17 protein-coding genes and 1 pseudogene are annotated in these 18,595 nt (G+C 66.5%); 8 read left to right on the top strand and 10 right to left on the bottom strand.

All coding sequences use genetic code 11. From position 1 onward, the window contains the following. Window positions 1-10: 10 nt before the first annotated feature. From JWP83_RS25100 to JWP83_RS25120, 5 genes are read right to left on the bottom strand one after another with little or no spacing between them, the layout of a single operon-like run. Window positions 11-1,120, bottom strand: coding sequence for a dihydrodipicolinate reductase (locus tag JWP83_RS25100; RefSeq protein ID WP_297736522.1), 1,110 nt, complete (start codon window positions 1,118-1,120; stop codon window positions 11-13). Further along, window positions 1,117-1,719 (bottom strand): TetR/AcrR family transcriptional regulator, encoded by a 603-nt coding sequence (locus JWP83_RS25105; protein WP_297736525.1) that lies wholly within the window; start codon window positions 1,717-1,719, stop codon window positions 1,117-1,119. Before JWP83_RS25105 ends, JWP83_RS25100 begins: the two co-directional genes overlap by 4 nt. After that, window positions 1,716-2,489, bottom strand: a complete 774-nt coding sequence (locus JWP83_RS25110; RefSeq protein ID WP_297736528.1) for an SDR family NAD(P)-dependent oxidoreductase — start codon at window positions 2,487-2,489, stop codon at window positions 1,716-1,718. The genes JWP83_RS25105 and JWP83_RS25110 overlap by 4 nt, the downstream gene beginning before the upstream one ends. Next, window positions 2,486-2,980, bottom strand: coding sequence for a VOC family protein (locus tag JWP83_RS25115; RefSeq protein ID WP_297736531.1), 495 nt, complete (start codon window positions 2,978-2,980; stop codon window positions 2,486-2,488). The genes JWP83_RS25110 and JWP83_RS25115 overlap by 4 nt, the downstream gene beginning before the upstream one ends. Beyond that, window positions 2,977-4,047 (bottom strand): dihydrodipicolinate reductase, encoded by a 1,071-nt coding sequence (locus tag JWP83_RS25120; RefSeq protein ID WP_297736535.1) that lies wholly within the window; start codon window positions 4,045-4,047, stop codon window positions 2,977-2,979. Before JWP83_RS25120 ends, JWP83_RS25115 begins: the two co-directional genes overlap by 4 nt. A gap of 105 nt (window positions 4,048-4,152) precedes the next feature. On the opposite strand from JWP83_RS25120, the gene JWP83_RS25125 reads away from it, so the two are divergent. The 5 genes from JWP83_RS25125 to JWP83_RS25145 all read left to right on the top strand — a co-directional run bounded on the left by JWP83_RS25125 (window position 4,153) and on the right by JWP83_RS25145 (window position 9,534). Beyond that, window positions 4,153-5,010 (top strand): SDR family oxidoreductase, encoded by an 858-nt coding sequence (locus JWP83_RS25125; protein WP_297736538.1) that lies wholly within the window; start codon window positions 4,153-4,155, stop codon window positions 5,008-5,010. A 494-nt stretch (window positions 5,011-5,504) separates the two neighbouring features. Beyond that, window positions 5,505-6,863: a wax ester/triacylglycerol synthase family O-acyltransferase gene (locus JWP83_RS25130; RefSeq protein ID WP_297736542.1), complete on the top strand. Its 1,359-nt coding sequence runs from the start codon at window positions 5,505-5,507 to the stop codon at window positions 6,861-6,863. Between the two features lie 6 nt (window positions 6,864-6,869). Next, window positions 6,870-7,367, top strand: coding sequence for an NUDIX domain-containing protein (locus JWP83_RS25135; protein ID WP_297736545.1), 498 nt, complete (start codon window positions 6,870-6,872; stop codon window positions 7,365-7,367). A 1-nt stretch (window position 7,368) separates the two neighbouring features. Further along, a complete protein-coding gene (locus JWP83_RS25140) occupies window positions 7,369-8,274 on the top strand; it encodes a haloalkane dehalogenase (protein WP_297736547.1) in 906 nt (301 codons plus the stop codon). Between the two features lie 30 nt (window positions 8,275-8,304). Then, a complete protein-coding gene (locus JWP83_RS25145) occupies window positions 8,305-9,534 on the top strand; it encodes a cytochrome P450 (RefSeq protein ID WP_297736552.1) in 1,230 nt (409 codons plus the stop codon). Here JWP83_RS25145 and JWP83_RS25150 read toward each other — a convergent pair. Next, window positions 9,531-9,900, bottom strand: a pseudogene (locus tag JWP83_RS25150) (hypothetical protein). The gene JWP83_RS25145 and the pseudogene JWP83_RS25150 sit on opposite strands and share 4 nt — an antisense overlap. Window positions 9,901-9,938: 38 nt before the next feature. Further along, window positions 9,939-10,364 (bottom strand): hypothetical protein, encoded by a 426-nt coding sequence (locus tag JWP83_RS25155; protein WP_297736557.1) that lies wholly within the window; start codon window positions 10,362-10,364, stop codon window positions 9,939-9,941. A 310-nt stretch (window positions 10,365-10,674) separates the two neighbouring features. On the opposite strand from JWP83_RS25155, the gene JWP83_RS25160 reads away from it, so the two are divergent. Beyond that, window positions 10,675-11,070: a hypothetical protein gene (locus tag JWP83_RS25160; protein ID WP_297736559.1), complete on the top strand. Its 396-nt coding sequence runs from the start codon at window positions 10,675-10,677 to the stop codon at window positions 11,068-11,070. On the opposite strand, the gene JWP83_RS25165 is transcribed toward JWP83_RS25160, so the two are convergent. Beyond that, window positions 11,061-12,155 (bottom strand): ATP-dependent DNA ligase, encoded by a 1,095-nt coding sequence (locus JWP83_RS25165; protein WP_297736562.1) that lies wholly within the window; start codon window positions 12,153-12,155, stop codon window positions 11,061-11,063. The two genes, JWP83_RS25160 and JWP83_RS25165, sit on opposite strands and share 10 nt — an antisense overlap. Window positions 12,156-12,192: 37 nt before the next feature. On the opposite strand from JWP83_RS25165, the gene ligD reads away from it, so the two are divergent. After that, window positions 12,193-13,233, top strand: coding sequence for a non-homologous end-joining DNA ligase (gene ligD / locus JWP83_RS25170; protein ID WP_297736565.1), 1,041 nt, complete (start codon window positions 12,193-12,195; stop codon window positions 13,231-13,233). Here ligD and JWP83_RS25175 read toward each other — a convergent pair. Further along, entirely contained in the window at window positions 13,230-13,868 is a 639-nt protein-coding gene (locus JWP83_RS25175) for a cutinase family protein (RefSeq protein WP_297736568.1), read from the bottom strand. The two genes, ligD and JWP83_RS25175, sit on opposite strands and share 4 nt — an antisense overlap. Before the next feature lie 172 nt (window positions 13,869-14,040). Between JWP83_RS25175 and JWP83_RS25180 the strand changes: the two genes are divergently transcribed. Beyond that, window positions 14,041-17,295 (top strand): LuxR family transcriptional regulator, encoded by a 3,255-nt coding sequence (locus JWP83_RS25180; RefSeq protein WP_297736603.1) that lies wholly within the window; start codon window positions 14,041-14,043, stop codon window positions 17,293-17,295. An 18-nt stretch (window positions 17,296-17,313) separates the two neighbouring features. On the opposite strand, the gene JWP83_RS25185 is transcribed toward JWP83_RS25180, so the two are convergent. After that, window positions 17,314-18,555, bottom strand: coding sequence for a cytochrome P450 (locus JWP83_RS25185; protein ID WP_297736570.1), 1,242 nt, complete (start codon window positions 18,553-18,555; stop codon window positions 17,314-17,316). Window positions 18,556-18,595: the final 40 nt, after the last annotated feature.

An 18,595-nucleotide genomic window follows, 5' to 3' on the forward strand; every position in this document is an offset into this window, starting at 1 on the left:
CGACGGGGTTTTAGAAGGCGGAGATCCCGTCGCGATGCGGATGCAGCGCTCCCACCGGAGAGGTGAGCGGAATGTGCAGCGCGTCAACAATTCCTGGCTCGGCCTCGCAGACCCAGGGGATGGCGTTGACCGCACGCATGCCGGTTGCCAGCAGGCCGTGATCGTTGTGGCTGTCGCCGGGTCGATGCCCGACTTCGAACTCGGCGTCAAAGCTCGGCTCGCCGTCGATGATGACGCGCCAGATGCCGTCGGTTCCGCCGGTTCGGCCCTTCGGCCAATCGGGGGCGAGGTCGTCGGCGATGCGGTCGACGTGCTCGATGGTGATGACGTCGATACCGTCGACGACGCCGATGCAACGGGCCCGGGTGGCACCGACGGTTCCGGCTTCGACAAGCCCGAACGCGGTGGGGATTTCGCGCGGTGTGGGCCGGAACTCGCACGTCTCGCGAATGTCGTCGAGTGTCACCCCCAGCGCCTCGGCCACCATGGTGACGGCGGCGCCCCAGCCCCAGCGCAGCACGCCGGGCATCTTCAACCCACCTCGGTAGTCGAGGGGCTGGCCGAATCCGAACAGCTCGCGCATATCGTATTCGGCCGGGTATTCGGAATAGTTGGTGATTTCGATGCCGCGCACCGAATACACCTTGTGCGACATCGACATCAGCGCGATCGGGAATAGGTCGGCGCCGAATCCCGGCTCGATGCCGCTCGAGAACAACGAACCGCCGCCGGCTTCGGCCGCGCCGCGGATCGCGTCGGTCACCTTGGCGGGCATCGAACCGCGCGGGTACACCAATCCCGGTATCGCGGTCGTCACAACGTTCTTGCCGGCGGACAGGATTCGGCACAGATCGCCGATCGCTTCCTTCATTCGGGGTGGCGCCGGCGCCGCGTAGACGACGCAGTCCGCGTCGCCGCCGAGGATTTCCGATTCGTCCCGGGTGGCGGCGATGCCGATCGGGTCGATGCCCGCGAGCTCGCCGGCGTCCCTGCCGTTCTTGTTGTCCGAGTGCACCCATACCCCGACGAGGTCGAGGTTGGGGCGGTCGGTGATGGTTCGGATGGCGTACTTCCCCACTCCGCCGGTGGCCCAGACCGCGACTTTGTACTTGGCTTTCACCCCGTACTCCTTTTCCAATATGGACTCTTGATCGCTTCGAGGGCGTCGGTGACGTAGCGGTCTAGCGGGCGTGGCTTCTTGGTCGACTGGCGCACCCACTGTTGGAATGCGAAATCGCCCGCGGCAAACCCGAGTTGGACCAGCAGGCCGGGGCGGATGTCGGTGTCCGGATTGGCGCCCATTCGTTCGCCGATCAGCTTCGTCGCTCGCTCCTTGTCCGCGGGTGTGTGCAGCCTGGCCTTGTCGAGCAGACCAGGAGCCACCAGCAGCGCCTCGCGCCACTCCTCACAGTCGGCTTGGTCGAACGACCGAGTGCGGACGATGATCGCGTTTACCAGCGCGACGTCGGGTGATTCGGCGGCGGGCCGCTCGTCGAGCAGGCTGACGATTGCGGCGCCACCATGGCGAAGGGGCGCGAGTAGCAGCTCCTCCTTGGACGGCACGTGGCGGAAGAAGGTGCGCGGGGAAACGCCTGCGGCCGAGGCGATTTCCTCCGTCGTCACAGCGTCGTAGCCGCGTTCGACGAAGAGCCGGAACGCCGCGCGCCGGATGTCGGCCCGGATCTGGGCCCGCTGCCGTTCGCGCAACGACTCGGTCATCGGAAGGAGCCGATTCCACCGTCGACGTGAATGGTCTGCCCGGTGATGAACGTCGCATCGGTGCCGAGCAGAAACGCAACCAGCGCGCCCACGTCGGAGCGGACATCGCCGATGCGCTTCATCGGAACACGTCCCACCGCCTTCGCGTAGTCGTTGGGCGCGAACTGTTTCCACGCTTTGACGCCGTCGGACTCGGCGAACGGGCAGATGACGTTGACGCGGATGTTGTCGCGCCCCCACTCCAGGGCGGCGACCTTCGACAGCCCGCGGATCCCTTCCTTGGCGGCGGCATAACCACCCCACTTGGGTTCGCCGCCGGTGCCCGTGCCCGAGCCCAGGTTGACGATCGACCCGCCGGCCGCCTCGACCATCAGCGGGTAAACGGCCTGCATGAGCAGAAAGGTGGCCCGGGGCCCGACGTCGTAACCGAGCGCCAGGTCCTCCGTGGTGATGTCCACGAATGCCTTGGGCTCGTTGGTGGCTATGGCGTTGTTGACGAGGCCATGCACCGCACCGAAGGCGTCCACCGCGGCCGCCACGATCCGCTGCGCGCTGGCCGGGTCCCGCAGGTCGGCGACCAACTGCTCGGCGCGCCCCATTTCCTTGAGTTCGGCGGTCGTCGCGTTCAGGACCTCGTCCTGGATGTCGACCAGCAGCACCTCGGCGCCCCGTTCGAGCAGTGCGGCGGCGATGCCCTTGCCGACGCCTTGCGCGGCGCCGGTGACGATCGCGACGTGGCCGCGCATCGAGTCAGGGTGGGTGTAGCTCATGTGACGGGTCCCAGCTGCAGTGGCACGCCGCGGTGCATCTCGTAGGTGCTGCGCGCACCGTTGGGCAATTCGATGAACTCGACCGGCGTCCCGTCGGGGTCCTTGACGAAAAACATTCGCACCCCGCCTATTTCGAACGGCTCTTGGTCGGGGGTGTAGCCGGCGGCGGCGATGCGGCGGTGAGCGTCATCGAGGTCGGTCACCGACAGAGACACGTTGTGTATCCCGGTGATGCCGCGTCGCTGCTTCTGCTCCGGCGGGTTCGCGCGGAGCGACAGCAGCTCGATCATCAGCCCGCCCAGCAAGCCACCCACCACCCGGCCCTCCTGCTCGCGGGGCGCGTGCAGGACGGCGTCGAAAGGCTCTCCGGAGATGACGGTTTCGAAGACGACCTCCATGCCGAGCACGTCCCGGTAGAACGCCAGCGCGCGGTCCATATCGGTCACTCCGACGACGAGGTGGCAGAACGAGACGTCGGCGAGGGCGGTCATGACGTTTCCGCGAGGTTGGGATGCGGGCGTCCCGCGAACAACGGCAGATCCAGGTACGTCTTGATGCCTGGCTCGGCGGCGCAGACGTCAGGGATGGCGTTGACGCAATGGTTGGCGGTGGCCACAACGCCCGGATTCTTCAGCAGCCCTTCGGCGATCGTCTCCGGTTGCAGTCCCTTGAAGGTGAGGCTCACGGTGGGATCGCCGGTGATCTCGACCTCGAAGCGTTCGCCGCGCCCACCGAAATTCCATGCCGGTTCGAGGTTTTCCTCGCCCATCAGCCAGTTGACCGCCGCCGTGATGACCGGCTCGCCGTCGACGAGGGCCTGCCAGCGGAACCGGCGCGCGGCCACAGTGCCCGTGGTGATTGGGAACGGGGCGTAGTCGATGTCGGAGGCCGCCACCGCGACGTCCTGGATGGTCCTGATGTTCGGCTCGATGCGAAATCCCATGTGGTCGGCTACCATTCGGACCGACTGCTTGAAGCCCGCCTCGAGCAGGCTGGCCATGGGGCCTTGCATGGCTTCCTCGGGGGTGCCGCCGAATCCCATGATGTGGCGCACGACGTCCGGGGCGTTGTAGGTGCGGATGTCCGAGAACTCCTCGGCGCGCACGTGGGTGACCGCTGATGAGAGCGAGGACAGCATCAGCGGGAATCGCTCCGTGATGCCGCCCGGGTGGATCCCCGAACCATGCAGGGTCACACCGCCTTCGACCGCGGCGTCGGCGACGGCTTTGTGACGCGGGTTGCTCAGGTCGGGGTAGACCCAACCGACCGGCGTGACCACATTCTTTCCGGACCGCAGGATCGCGATGACCTCGTCGTCGTTGGGCACGAGCGGGCTGTACATCACGCAGTCGGCGTCCAGGGCCAGCACGTTGTCGATGCGGGTCGTGGCGGTGACGCCCAGGTCCTGAGTTCCGACGATTTGACCGACGTCGACGCCGTTCTTGTCCGCGCTGTGCACCCAGCAGCCGGCCAGCTCGAGCCGCGGATGATTGAGCACGCACTCGATGGCGGCCTTGCCGACACCTCCAGTCGCCCATTGGATGACACGAATATTCATCGGTGACCTCTCGAGTGCACGGCTTTACACGCCAACGGCTGAAATGGCACAGTATGACCTGCTGGCAGTCACTGTCAATGACGTGCACGCGCGGGAAGGCGGATGATGGGCGTCCTCGAAGGAAAGATCGCGATCGTCACTGGAACCAGCCGCGGCGTGGGCGTCGGCATCGCGCACGAATTGCTGCGGGCCGGTGCCACGGTCATCGGTTGCTCCCGCTCGCCCCTGGACTCCATCCCGGGTATCGACGCGGACTGGGCGGCCCGCGCGTCCCAAAAGGTCTGCGACCAAGGCGATTACCGCTCGATCGACTCGTTCGTCGCCGATGTCGTGGCCACCCAGGGCCGCATCGACATCTTGGTGAACAACGCCGGCGGCACGGTGCCGGCGCCGCACGTCGAAAGCATTCCCCAACTCGTGCAACGCATTCAGGGCGCGCCGGGGAGCGACGACGAGTATGAGCGCACGGCGCTTTTTCACGCGTACGCGGTACAGATGAACCTCATCAGCCCGCTCTGGTTCGCCATTCGCGCATACCGGCAGATGCGGACCCAGGACGGCGTGGGCTGCATCATCAACATCTCCAGCGGCGCAGGACACCCGGCCGGGTCTCCAACCCTGGTCTCCTACGGGGCGGCCAAGAGCGGGCTCAACCATCTCACCCGGTCGCTGGCCGAGGAGTGGGGCCCGAAGGCTCGGGTCAACTGCATCGCGCTGGGCCCAACGATGACCGAGAACTTCCGGTCGTTCGTGCTGCCCAAGGACGATCCGACGGGCGAAAAGTACTTCGCCGCAGTGCCGTTGCGCCGGGCGGGGGAGCCCGCGGAGGTTGGCCGCGTCTGCGTGTTCCTGGCCAGCGGAGGCGCGGACTTCGTCAACGGCACGACGATCGAGCACGACGGCGGCATGCTGCCCGGCGTGCTCTACGACGCGGGCCTGAAGACCATCACCGATTTGCTGTAGCGAGCGCGCACGGCGACGTGGTCACACGCGCCTCATGTTCCCCGGCGGGGAGAGGGTGTCCCTTTGTGCCCGCCTCCGAGCGACAACGTATGGCACAGTTCGAATTTGTCGCTGGGAGGCGGGCACAACGTTGAGTGGTTCCGTCACGCCGAGTTGTCCTCGATTGTCAAAAAGGTGTCCTCTGCTGTCAATACTCAGGTCCCGATACTGCCGCACAGTGTGCTACCGCTTCCGACAGCAGAGTCAAGGAACGGCCATGAACTCCAGCAGCATCGCACACGTCGACGTGTTGATCATCGGCGCCGGCATCTCGGGACTTCGGGGTCCTCGCCGAACCGGGCGGCGACCTCGATGGGCTCAGCACCTGATAGACGATCTTGGCAGGGAACGGCATGTTCGCGGGGTAGACGGTGGCCGCCTCGACAGGGCCGCAATCCCCGGACGCTGCGGACTAAAGACCTTGCATCCCGCGCCGTTCGGGGTCTAATTGGTGGATGGAACTGATGGGGCCCGCCGACGGGGTGTTTCTGCTTGCCGAAACGCGCGAGCATCCGATGCACGTGGGCGGCTTGTCGTTGTTCGCCCCGCCGGAGGGCGCCGGACCGGAGTTCGTCCGCGAGTTCACCGATGCCCTGATCGCCAACGACGAATTCCAGCCCACGTTCCGTAAGCACCCCGCGGCGATCATGGGCGGGATCACCCCCATGGCATGGGCCTATGACGACGAGATCGACGTCGACTACCACGTTCGGCGTGCGGCGCTGGCGTCGCCGCGACGGGTCCGCGAACTGCTCGAGATGGCCTCCAGGCTGCATACCAGCCTGCTCGATCGTCACCGCCCGCTGTGGGAACTGTACGTGGTGGAGGGGCTGGACGACGGCCGGTTCGCCATGTACAGCAAGATGCATCACGCGCTGATCGACGGCATTTCGGCGATGAAGCTGATGCAGCGCACGCTGTCGGTCGACCCGGACGACCGCGAGGTGCGGGCGATGTGGAGCCTGCCTCGGCGACCGCGTCCCAAATCAGGCGGCTCGTCCCCGCTGAGCTCGCTGGTCAAAGCGGCGGGATCCGTTGCGGCACTTGCCCCATCGACGGTAAAGCTGGCCCGCGCGGCCCTGATCGAGCAGCGGTTGACCCTGCCGATGGCGGCTCCGCGCACGATGTTCAACGTCAAGGTCGGGGGCGCCCGCCGGTGTGCCGCTCAGTCCTGGTCGGCGGATCGCGTCTTGAGCGTCAAGAAGGCGGCCGGGGTGAGCTTCAACGACGCGGTGTTGGCCATGTGTTCGGGTGCGCTGCGCTACTACTTGCTCGAGCAGGATGCGCTGCCGGAGGCACCGCTGATCGCGATGGTTCCGGTGAGCCTGCGCTCAAAGGACGATGCCGATAGCGGCGGCAACATGGTTGGCAGCATGCTGTGCAACCTCGCCACCGACCTCGAGGATCCGGCGGAGCGGATAGAAGCGATCAGCCAATCGATGCGCGCCAACAAGAAGGTTTTCGCCGAACTCCCGCGGCTGCAGGTCCTCGCGTTATCGGCGCTGTACATGGCACCGCTCACGCTCGCGGGTGTCCCGGGTTTCATCTCGTCGACGCCGCCGCCGTTCAACCTCGTCATCTCGAACGTGCCGGGGCTGGCGGAGCCGATGTACTACGGCGGTGCGCGGCTGGACGGCAGCTACCCGCTGTCGGCCATCCCGGACGGGCAGGCACTGAACATCACCCTGGTGAACAACGCGGGCAACCTCGATTTCGGTTTGGTTGGATGCCGTCGCAGCGTTCCGCACCTGCAGCGCCTACTCGCGCATTTGGAGTCGTCGCTGAAGGATCTGGAACGCGCCGTCGGGGTCTGACCTGCCTTGAAAACATCAAGGCCCACGCTCAGTGCGGGTGTGCTGTTGTACCGGACGTGTGACGGCGTCGTCGAAGTCTTGATCGCACATCCGGGTGGCCCGTTCTGGGCCCGCAAGGACGACGGCGTGTGGTCGATTCCCAAGGGCGAGTACACCGACGGCGAGGACCCTTGGACGGTCGCGCAGCGCGAATTCCAGGAGGAGCTCGGGCTGCCGGTGCCGGCCGGACCGCGCGTCGACCTCGGCGCGTTGAAACAACCCAGCGGCAAGGTGGTCACGGCCTTCGCCGTCGAGGCCGACCTCGACGTCACCGACGCGCACAGCAACACCTTCCAAATCGAGTGGCCGAGGGGCTCGGGCAGGATGCGGGAGTTCCCCGAGGTCGACCGGGTCGGCTGGTTTGCCGTGGCGCAGGCACGCAGGAAGCTGCTCAAGGGTCAGCGTCCGTTTCTCGATCGATTGATGGCCCATCCGGCGTTGGCGGGATTGACCGAAGGGACTTGACATGCAAACACTGCGCACACCGGACGATCGGTTCGACGACCTGCCCGACTTCCCTTATGCCCCAAGCTATTGCGACATCGCGGACGGTGACGGCGGTGCGCTGCGCGTCGCCTGGGTGGAGGACGGCCCGCAAGGCGCCGATCCGGTTCTCATGCTGCACGGCGAGCCGTCGTGGTCATACCTGTACCGCAAGATGATTCCGATCCTGGTTGCCGCCGGGCATCGGGTCATCTGCCCCGACCTGGTCGGATTCGGTCGTTCGGACAAGCCGACCCGCCGCGAAGACCACAGCTACGCGCGCCATGTCGAATGGATGCGGACCGTCGCGTTCGACGTCCTCGACCTTCGCGACGTGACCCTGGTCGGCCAGGACTGGGGCGGGCTGATCGGATTGCGGCTGGCGGCCGAGCATCCCGAACGGTTCACCCGGCTGGTCGTCGCCAACACCGGGCTGGCGAACGGCGAGCAGCCGATGGCCGACGTCTGGTGGCGCTTCCGTGAGGCCATCACCACCACACCCGAGCTGAACATCGGCTGGTTCGTGCAGGGCGGGTGTCGCCGGCGGATGAGCGACGAGGAACGCGCGGGTTATGACGCGCCGTTCCCGGATGACCAGTACTGCGCCGCGCCGCGCGCCATGCCCGGCCTGGTGCCGACGTCACCGGACGATCCCGCGGCGGCGGCCAACAAGGCGGCGTGGGCGAAGCTGTCCGTGAGCCCGACGCCCATGCTGGTCGCCTTCAGCGACAGCGATCCCATCACCGGGCCGATGGCCGCGATTTTCCAGCGGGAGATGCGCGGCGCACAGGGTATCGATCACCCGACGATCCGCGGGGCCGGCCACTTTCTGCAGGAGGACGCCGGCGAAGAGCTGGCCGGCCACGTCGTGGACTTTTTGCGTCGCTGAGCCACTCCGGCGTGCGGGCACAATGTGAGCATGACGACCGCCGCGCAAGCCGGATCGCAAGGGTTACTGCTACAGCTGCTCGATCCGGCCAACCGCTCTGACCCGTATCGGCTCTACGCGCAGTTTCGCGACCACGGACCGATCCTCCTGTCGGAGACGAACCTTGTCGTCTTCTCGGCGTACCGAGACTGCGACGACGTTCTGCGCCACCCGTCGACGAGCAGCAGCAACATGACCTCAACGGTCGCGAAGCGGCAGATCGACGCGGGTTTGGTGCAGCCCCGCCAGTTCCCGCCGGGATTTTTGTTCCTCGATCCACCCGATCACACCCGGCTCCGCAAGCTGGTCGCCAAGGCGTTCGCGCCCAAAGTGGTGAATGCGCTGCAGCCCGAAATCAGCGCGCTGGTGGGCGGATTGTTTGATCGGATCGCCGAGAAGGGCGAGTTCGACGTCGTCGGGGATTTCGCCTATCCGCTGCCCGTGGCGGTGATCTGCCGGCTGCTCGGAGTGCCGCTCGACGATGAGCCGCGGTTCAGCCGCGCGTCGGCGGTGCTGGCGCAGGCGCTGGACCCGTTCTCGACGATGACCGGCGTGCCTGAAGACGTCATGAATGAGCGGACACAGGCGGTGATGTGGCTGCGTAAATATTTCCACGATTTGATCGAGCGGCGCCGCTCAGAGCCCGGCGACGACTTGTTGTCGGGCCTGATCGCGGTGGAGGAGTCCGGTGATCAGCTGACGGAGGAGGAGATCGTCTCCACCTGCAATCTGTTGTTGATCGCCGGACACGAGACCACGGTGAATCTGATTGGGAACGCCGTGTTGGCCATGCTGCGCCACCCCGTTCACTGGACGGCGTTGAGCGCCGATCCCGGTCGGGCGCCGGCGATCGTGGAGGAGACCCTGCGATACGACCCTCCCGTGCAACTGGCTGGCCGAGTTGCCGCCTCGGACATGACGATCGGAGACGTCGATGTACCGGCGGGCGAAATCATGATGGTCCTGCTGGCCGCGGCCCAGCGTGATCCCGCCGAGTTCGACCGACCCGATACCTTCGACCCGGATCGGGGGACCTTGCGGCACTTGGGGTTTGGCCGCGGAATTCATTATTGCCTGGGCGCGCCGTTGGCGCGACTGGAAGCCGGCGTGGCCCTGTCGGCGGTAACCGCGCGCTTCCCGGACGCGCGGCTTGCCGGTGAGCCACAGTACAAGCGGAACGTCACGCTGCGCGGTCTGTCGGAGCTGACGGTCGCCGTCTAGTTAGCCGCGCTCCCCGGCGCGATTTCGTCCATCTTCTTGTAGTACTTCGCCAGGTGGCTTTTGACGCGGTCGACGTCGGCCTTCGGCAAGTCGATGCCGCCACGTGCGCCGTCCATGATCGCCGGCGATCATCACCCCCCGTGGGACCGCCTTGAGTCTGCCGCCGATCACGTCGGTGAACAGCAGCTTGTACGCGGTGAAGTTGTCCTTCTTGTCGCTGTCGTACCAGATGTGGGCGTCCCGGTATTTTTGGTTCGGCTTGTCTTCTGCGCCGGCCCACTTGCGCACGCGCTTCTCGGCGGCGTCGCCGTCCCACTTGCGGTCGCGATCGGCCAACGGCAGGTCCTTAAATGCTGTAACTGACATCCTTTTCGCGTGCCCGCTTCCGGCCCTGGATAAACCGCCTAGCCTTCGCCGTCAGCGCTGTTCCCGGTGTCGTCGACCGGGCTTGCCGCAACCAACGCGATCGAAACCGGTATGGGTGTGGCCATCTCGATTTTTCCTTGCGGGTCGTAATAGGCGCCGATCGTGTACTCGCCTTCCGTCTCGACCGGGAAGGCAAGGCTTTCGGTAAAGCACCGGTACTTGGACGGCCTGTCGCCATCGTCCGGCCAGTGCCAAGACGCCTGGAGGCTGCCGCGTGCCACCCCCTTGGGATCTTTGCACACGACATGCAGTTCCGCGTCGTAGTCGCCACCGGATGGCGCGTGCACCACCAGGACGACCGGAACCATTGCCGTCAAAGGGATTTGCTCGACCTGAAACCATGTCGTGGGTATGCCGGTGGCGTCGATCGCGCCGTTGTCGTCGAGCGCGGCGGTGCCGGCCACGAACAGCGCGGCGATATTTAGCATCAGGACAGCTTAGTGGTGTCCCGGAAGCCGGGTTCGTGCATTTCAATTCGACACATTTGTCGCAAGGATTTCGCAAGTGGCCGGCGGTAGTTTTCGGCTACAGCAGTCCCGAACCGACGAGCGTGGGGTCTATGGACGAATCGCAGGCACTTCCTGTACGTAAGGCCAACACTCGGCGTCTTGAACTTGGGACCGGTAGCAACGCGGGCAATGTCTTCTTGCACAGTAGCGCGGCCCACCAGGACCGCTGGCACGGAAAAGGACAATGATGAACGACGTTCGTTCCATGGCACGACAAATCGCGCGGGCAGCAACGGCCGCGTTGGTGGCCGGCGGCCTGGGTGTCGCCGGATTAGGCCTGACCGTGGGGACGGCGGCGGCCCATCCCGGTCCCGTCCCGCTGAATGCCTGGCCCGGCTGCCCGGAGGACCACCCGGAGGGGCCGTGCCGCTGGTGCCCGGGACAGCCGCTGCCGCCGACCGGCAATCACGTCACAAACCCGGTGATTTGGGACAACAACGTCTGCCACACCTACTACTACGTCTACTTCGGGCAGGGGAATGTCGCCCAAAACATCTGGGACGGAGACAATCCGCCGCCGCCGCCCCCGCCTCCGCCCCCGGGCCTGATCAACAAAGACAACTGCCAGCAGATTCTCGGGATCTTCTGCCCTCACGCATGATTGGACGCCGGGCCGAGTCCGGGCACGATGTCGCCGAGGCTGAAGGTGACCGGCTGTTCGAGTTGCGCGTAGGTGCACGAGCGCGGGTCACGGTCGGGGCGCCACCGGCTGAACTGGGCGGTGTGGCGGAACCGCGGGCCTTCCATATGGTCGTAGCGGACCTCGACCACTCGCTCGGGTCGTAGCGGCACGAACGAGAGATCCTTGCCGGCGTTCCAGCGCGAGAATTCGTTCTTGCGCGGCGTTCGTTCGCCGGCCTCGTGCGCGGCCCAATTCCACGGATGCCCCTCGAAAGTGGTGACCAGCGGCTGCAACTCGGCGAACAGCCGCCGCCGTTCGGCCATCGGGAAGGCGCCGATCACGCCGACCGATGCGAGCTGCCCGTCGTCCGTGTAGAGCCCGAGCAGCAGCGAGCCGATCGCCTCGCCACCAGACTTGTGTACCCGGTAGCCCGCGACCACGCAGTCGGCGGTCCGCTCGTGCTTGACCTTGAACATGACGCGCTTGTCTGGCTGATAGGTGATGGCCAGTGGCTTGGCGATGACGCCGTCGAGGCCGGCGCCCTCGAACTCCTCGAACCATCGTTGCGCCGTCTGCATGTCGGTGGTTGCCGGCGTGACGTGGATCCAGCGGCCCGAGCGGGCCGCTGAAATAGACACCGCGTCGACGAGAGCGGCGCGCCGCTCACTGAAGGGCCGCGCGGTGTAGTCGTCGTCGCCGAGCGCGAGCAGGTCGAACGCGATGAAGGAGGCGGGCGTCTTCTCGGCGAGCATCCGCACCCGCGAATCAGCCGGATGGATCCGCTGTTGCAGCGCCTCGAAGTCCAGGCCGTGGTCGGTGGCCACGACGATCTCGCCGTCGATGACGCAGCGTTCCGGCAGCTCGGCCCGCACCGCCTCGACCAGCTCGGGGAAATAGCGAGTCATCGGGCGCTCGTTGCGGCTGCCGAGTTCGACTTCGTCGCGGTCGCGGAAGCAGATGGATCTGAATCCGTCCCATTTGGGCTCATACGACGCGTCCGGCGGCATCGATCGCACCGGCTTGGCGAGCATCGGCGAAACGGGCGGCATGACGGGCAAGTCCATTGGTTCATTGTGGCGCGCGGCGTGCTGGAATCAGGAGGTGGCGACTGCAGCGGAGGAAATTGACGTAGACGGCATCTCGGTGCGGGTGACCAACCCCGACAAGGTGTACTTCCCCGCGCTGGGGTCGGAAGGCACCAAGCGGCGGCTCGTCGAGTACTACCTGGCCGTGGCCGGCGGGCCGATGCTGACCGCGCTGCGCGACCGGCCCACCCATCTGCAGCGCTTCCCGGACGGCATCGACGGCGAGGAGATCTACCAGAAGCGGGTGCCGCAACACCACCCCGACTACCTGGAGACATGCCGGGTGACCTTTCCGTCGGGACGCACCGCGGACGCGCTGAAGGTGACCCACCCGTCGGCGATCGTGTGGGCGGCGCAGATGGGCACGGTCACGTTGCACCCGTGGCAGGTGCGCTGCCCGGACACCGACCATCCCGACGAATTGCGCATCGACCTGGATCCGCAGCCCGGCACCGGTTTCGAGCAGGCGCGGTCGGTCGGGGTCAACGTGCTGCGGCCGCTGCTCGACGAGCTCGGGTTGGCCGGATACCCGAAGACGTCCGGGGGCCGAGGTATCCACGTGTTCCTGCGGATCGCCACCGATTGGGGCTTCGTCGAGGTGCGCCGGGCAGGCATCGCGCTGGCCCGCGAGGTCGAGCGCCGCGCACCGGACGCGGTGACCACGTCGTGGTGGAAAGAAGAGCGCGGCGAGCGCATTTTCATCGACTTCAACCAGAACGCCCGGGACCGCACGATGGCCTCGCCGTATTCGGTGCGCCGGACGCCGATCGCCACCGTGTCGACGCCGCTGAGCTGGGACGAACTGGCCGGCGCCGATCCGGACGACTACACCATGGCGACCGTGCCCGAGCTGGTGCGGCGCCGGGACGATCCGTGGGCCGGGATGGACGACGTGGCGCAGTCGATTGCCCCGTTGCTGGAGATGGCCGACGCCGACGAGGAGCGCGGTCTTGGCGACATGCCGTATCCGCCGAACTACCCGAAGATGCCGGGCGAGCCGAAGCGGGTTCAGCCAAGCCGGGATACAGATTTAAGAGACAAGAACAAGCGAATCTAGAGCCGACCGGCTGCGAATGCCGCGGCCTGGTTTGTCATCCCGGACTGAACATATTGAACGTGTGCGGTCGGGTTCCTGCCTTCGGAGCAGATCGGGTCGTTAGGAACGCACAGGTCAATCGTCTTGGGCTGATAAAGCGGGCTGATCGTAGGCAGCCGGCCACCTCCCAACGTCCTCGCGAATGTACTCTCCGGGTTGCCGAAGACGGCGACCACGGCGACATGATTAGCCACCTGGGGCGGCACTTGATTGGTGGTCATATCGATCACGCCCGCGCCTTGAGAATATCCACCAAGCACCATTCTGGTGTTAGGGCAGGTCGCCACCATGGATTGGACATGTGCACCCGCATCGCCGGCCCCAGCTAGCGAACTTCTGACGAAATCGTCGGTGGCAGGGTAGTTGACCGCATAGACCCCGACGGATCGTCCAGGAAGTTGCGACCTAAGCGAGTCGACGAAGGCCTGGCCGACCCCGCCAACGCCAGGCGGGTCGTTGGTGCCGCGAGCGAACACCACCTCGACGTCGGGGCACGGGCCGGCAGAGGCGTACCGAGTGTCGGTGAACGCGTCCAGCAGCGCCCACATCGTTGCCACCGCCACACCAAGGATGCGAGCGGCGGTGCGTCCGCTCATCGGTAAATGTTCACACATCGCGGGGTCGACCCGGAAAACGTCCGCGTAGGAAGGCGGTGGCTCTGCGCGTTTTCGCTGATGTTTTGCAGCGCATAGTGGCCGCATGCTGGCTAGCATGAGCGAGATTGATCCACGCGCGGAGACGCCGCTGGTGGACTGGAGCGATCTTGGCGTGAGCGGGCTTTTGCCGACGGGCACGGTGACGCTGCTGTTGGCTGATGTCGAGGACTCGACGGGACTGTGGGAGACACAGCCCGAGCAGATGACTGCGGCTTTCGCGCGGCTGGATCACGTTCTCTCGGATCTGGTTGCCGCTCATGGTGGGGTGCGCCCGGTGGAGCAGGGGGAGGGCGACAGCTTCGTGCTGGCGTTCGCGCGGGCCAGTGATGCGGCGGCCTGTGCGCTGGGACTGCAGCGGTCGCCCTTGGCCCCGATCGGATTGCGGATCGGCGTGCACACCGGCGAAGTGCAGCTGCGCGATGAAAGCAATTACATCGGTCCGACCATCAACCGGACGGCGCGCCTACGCGATCTGGCCCATGGCGGGCAGACGGTGCTGTCTGGTACGACCGAAGCATTAGTTGCTGATGTGCTGCCGATCGACGCGTGGTTGTCTGATCTGGGCACTTATGAGTTGCGCGGTGTTGCGCGCCCGGAACGGGTCGTGCAGCTGTGTCACCCTGATCTGCGCAACGATTACCCGCCCTTACGCACGCCGAAAAACATTGCCGCGCATAATCTCCCATCGCAGTTCACCAGCTTTGTCGGTCGTAGCGCGCAGCTTGCCGAAGCGCGAAACCTGCTGGCGCACAACCGGCTGATCACCCTGACCGGAGCCGGCGGGGTGGGCAAGACGCGCCTGGCCGTGGAAGTCGCGAGCCAGTTAGTGGCCGAATACAACGATGGTGTCTGGTATGTGGACCTGGCGCCGATCACCGATCCCGAGCTGGTGCCGGTCACTGTGGCGCGCGCGCTGGGTCTGCCCGACCAACCCGGCCGCTCGACAATTGACACGCTGGCGCGGTTTGTACGTGACCGTCAGATGCTGGTGGTGCTGGACAACTGCGAGCATCTGCTGGATGCCAGCGCCGAGCTGCTCGTCGTGCTGCTCAATGGGGCGGCGCAGCTGACCTGGCTCGCCACCAGCCGTGAGGCGATCGGCGTAGCGGGTGAGGTGAGTTGGCGGGTGCCGTCACTGTCCCTGGCTAATGACGCGGTCGAGTTGTTCAGCGACCGGGCGCGTAATGCCCGCCCCGGTTTCACCCTCAGTGATGACAATGCCGCGCCGGTGGGCGAGATCTGCGCGCGCCTGGACGGGGTGCCGCTGGCCATCGAACTGGCCGCGGCGCGGGTGCGGGCCTTGTCGCCGGTCGAGATTCTCGACAGCCTGCACGACCGGTTCCGGTTGCTGACCGGTGGTGCGCGCACCGCGGTGCGCCGCCAGCAGACCCTGCGCGCCTCGGTGGATTGGTCGCATGCCCTGTTGACCGAGCCCGAGCGGGTGTTGTTTCGGCGGCTCGCGGTGTTTCTGGGCGGCTTCGCCTTCGCCGCCGCCCAGGCCGTCGCCGGTAGCGGTGAGGTGGAGCGTTACCAGGTGCTCGATCAGCTCAGCCTGCTTGTCGACAAGTCGCTGGTGGTCGCCGACGACACCGAGGAACGAACCCGCTATCGGTTGTTGGAGACGGTGCGCCAATACGCCCTGGAAAAACTAGGCGAGTCCGGCGAGGCCGACACCGTGCGAGCGCGCCACCGGGACTACTACACGACGCTGGCGGCGCTGCTCGACGCGCCGGCCGGCAGTGATTATGAGCAGCGCCTCGAGCAGGACGAAACCGAGATCGACAACCTGCGCGCCGCGTTTGAATGGAGCCGGGAAAACTCCGACGTCGAATCGGCCCTGGCGCTGGCGTCGTCGTTGCAGCCGCTGTGGCAGGCGCGGGGACGGATCCGGGAAGGGCTGGCCTGGTTCGATGCCGTCCTGACGCGTGAGGTCGCGCAGGACGCCGAAGTCGAGCCTGCGGTGCGCGCGCGAGCGCTGGCCGACATAGCAGTGCTTTATTTATTCTTCGGCGCTGCCGACAGCGTGGATCGCGCGCAGCAAGCTCTGGCGCTCGCGCGTGACATCGATGACCGCGCCGTGCTGGCCAGGGCGCTGACCGCCTGCGGCCTTACCGCCGCCTACAACGCCGAGCTGGCAGGGGTGTACTTCGCCGAGGCGATCGGACTCGTCCGGGAGTTGCACGATGCGTGGCGGCTAAGCCAGATCCTGGCGCAGCAGGCCTCGGCGGCGATCGCCGACGGTGACCCGATCGCGGCGCGCGTGGCCGCCGAAGAAGGACGCGACCTCGCAGACGCTATGGGTGACCGATTCGCCTCGCGCCACTGCCGCATGTGCCTGGGTTTGGCACAGACTTACCACGGCGACCTGGCTGGAGCCGCAGCACAATTCCGCGCGGTGGCCGCCGAGGCCAACGTCGTCCACGATGGGATCCATGCGGCGGCGAGCCTTGCCCACCAGGGCACCGTGCTGGCGTGGCAGGGTAAGACGGACGCGGCCCGCGCCGCGGCCGACGCCAGCCTCGAGTCCGCATCCGAGTTGGGCTCGCTCGTCGTGAGTCTTGGTTATTTCGCTCTGGGAAGCGCGGCCCTGGCCGCCGGCGATGTTGGGACGGCGCGGGACGCGACCGCGGCGGCCTGGAAGCACGGGAGTTTCGCGCCCGGGTATGCGGCGCACCTGCGCCCCCTCATTGCACTGGCCGCACAGGCGGGCGGGGATCTGATCGCCGCTCGGCGCTGGGCCGACGAAGCGGTCGCGACAGCGCCGGGATGGATCATGCTGTTGGCGCTGAACACGCGTGCACGGGTGGCGATCGCGCAGGGTGAGCGGGAGCAGGCCGAACGCGACGTCCACGACGCGCTCGCGCGTGGGGCCGATCTCCGGGCGCACCTGGGCATTTCCGACACCCTGGAGTGCCTCGCGGCTCTGGCCGGGGATGGCGGCAGTCGCCGCGAAGCGGCCCGGCTTTTCGGAGCGGCACACGGCAGTCGGCAACGCATCGGCGACGTGCGGTTCAAAGTCTGGGACGCCGGCTACGAGGCCTCGGTTGCCGCTGTTCGCGATGCCCTGGGCGAGCAGGACTTTGACGCCGCCTGGGCCGAGGGTGCAGCCCTGTCCACCGAGGAAGCGATTACCTACGCGCAACGCGGCCGCGGCCAACGCAAACGACCCAGCACCGGCTGGGCCTCACTCACGCCGGCCGAACATGACGTCGTGAGGCTGGTCAGTGAAGGGCTGGGCAATACCGACATCGCTACGAGGCTTTTCGTCTCACCGCGCACGGTGCAATCCCACCTCACCCACGTCTACACCAAACTCGGCGTCACCTCTCGGGTGCAACTCGTCAAAGAAGCGGCCCGCCACGCGTGAACGACACTGCGACAAGGGTCATTGGCCGGCGTCGAATTCGAGCGGCACACTGATCGGGCCGATAATTCCGGTCATGGCCTTCCATTGCGCGGCTTGGGTGCGGCGCGGGTTGGGCATGCGCTGCGTGATGTTGCGTAGCGCTTCGGTGAGCTCGAGTCGGGCCAGGTGCGCGCCCAGGCAGTAATGCGTTCCGCCGCCGAAGGTCAGCATGGCTGGAGGATCGGTGCGGGTGATGTCGAGGTGATCGGGATCTTTGTAGACGGCGGGATCGCGGTTGGCCGAGGCGGTGTTGGCCAGCACGATGGTGCCTGCCGGGATGGTGACCCCTGCGAGTTCGACGTCTTCGGCGGCCTTGCGGGCGACGGCGAAAACGATGGGGCAGTAACGCATGAGCTCGTGAACGGCATTGGCGCCCAGTTCGGGTTGCTGGGCGAGCAGTGCCCACTGGTCGGGATGGTCGGCCAGGACTTGCACCGCGGCGGCCAGCTGGTTTCGGGTGGTGTCGGTGCCGGCGGACAACAGGCCGCCCGCCAGCCTGACCAGCTCTTCGTGGGTGAGGCGGTCGCCGTCGTCTTCTGCGCGGATCAGATCCGAGATCAGGTCGTCAGTGAGGGCATTGCGCCGGAGGCTGATCATGTCCTCGATGTAGGCGTCGAGCTGCTGACACGCCGCGAGTATCGCCGGCCCGTCCTGTGCGATGTTCCAGTCGAACACCTTTTTGATGTCGTCGGCCCAGGCGGAAAACAGCGGCCAATCTTCGCGTGGCGTACCTAGCAGAGCGCAGATGACCGGAATGGGGTAGCGGCGGGCGATGTCGCTGACCGCGTCGCAGCGGCCGACCCGAGTGAGCGGGTCGACGAGTTCGGTGATGACCTCGACCGCCAGCGCGCGCAACCGTTCGGCGCCGCGGGGCGCGAACGCCTTGGAAACGAGCCGGCGCAGCCGGTGGTGCGCGTCGCCGTCGAGGCTCAGAATGCTGGCAATAGCACGGTCCCACAGCGGGCCCGACGTGATGCCTTGCAGATCCAGCCCTAAGCCGCGCGCGCTGACGAAGCGTGGGTCGCGCAGGACGGCGCGCACCAGCTCGTAGCTCAATACCTCCGGCGCGTGTGGTCCCATCGCGATCGGCGCCTGCTGGCGGGCCGCGGCGATGATGCGTTGCGCCTCCTCGAAGTCGGTGAGGTGGTCGTAGGCGATGCTGGGCAGGCCCGCATCGAAGACGCTCGGGCAGATGCCGGTGGAAACGATGTCGGTGGTCATGGTGCCCTCCGTGGGTGGGGTTGGCGTCGACTATCCGCCG

It is taken from the genome of Mycobacterium sp., assembly GCF_025965855.1.
Lineage (GTDB): Bacteria > Actinomycetota > Actinomycetes > Mycobacteriales > Mycobacteriaceae > Mycobacterium.

Bases quoted from the DNA above. Each gene is read 5' to 3' on its own strand.
- JWP83_RS25145 (WP_297736552.1), top strand. From the start codon at position 8,305: ATGACGACCGCCGCGCAAGCCGGATCGCAAGGGTTACTGCTACAGCTG.
- JWP83_RS25175 (WP_297736568.1), bottom strand. From the start codon at position 13,868: ATGAGCGGACGCACCGCCGCTCGCATCCTTGGTGTGGCGGTGGCAACG.
- JWP83_RS25125 (WP_297736538.1), top strand. From the start codon at position 4,153: ATGGGCGTCCTCGAAGGAAAGATCGCGATCGTCACTGGAACCAGCCGC.
- JWP83_RS25120 (WP_297736535.1), bottom strand. From the start codon at position 4,047: ATGAATATTCGTGTCATCCAATGGGCGACTGGAGGTGTCGGCAAGGCC.
- JWP83_RS25110 (WP_297736528.1), bottom strand. From the start codon at position 2,489: ATGAGCTACACCCACCCTGACTCGATGCGCGGCCACGTCGCGATCGTC.
- JWP83_RS25185 (WP_297736570.1), bottom strand. From the start codon at position 18,555: ATGACCACCGACATCGTTTCCACCGGCATCTGCCCGAGCGTCTTCGAT.
- JWP83_RS25165 (WP_297736562.1), bottom strand. From the start codon at position 12,155: ATGGACTTGCCCGTCATGCCGCCCGTTTCGCCGATGCTCGCCAAGCCG.
- JWP83_RS25115 (WP_297736531.1), bottom strand. From the start codon at position 2,980: ATGACCGCCCTCGCCGACGTCTCGTTCTGCCACCTCGTCGTCGGAGTG.
- JWP83_RS25105 (WP_297736525.1), bottom strand. From the start codon at position 1,719: ATGACCGAGTCGTTGCGCGAACGGCAGCGGGCCCAGATCCGGGCCGAC.
- JWP83_RS25140 (WP_297736547.1), top strand. From the start codon at position 7,369: ATGCAAACACTGCGCACACCGGACGATCGGTTCGACGACCTGCCCGAC.
- JWP83_RS25130 (WP_297736542.1), top strand. From the start codon at position 5,505: ATGGAACTGATGGGGCCCGCCGACGGGGTGTTTCTGCTTGCCGAAACG.
- JWP83_RS25160 (WP_297736559.1), top strand. From the start codon at position 10,675: ATGGCACGACAAATCGCGCGGGCAGCAACGGCCGCGTTGGTGGCCGGC.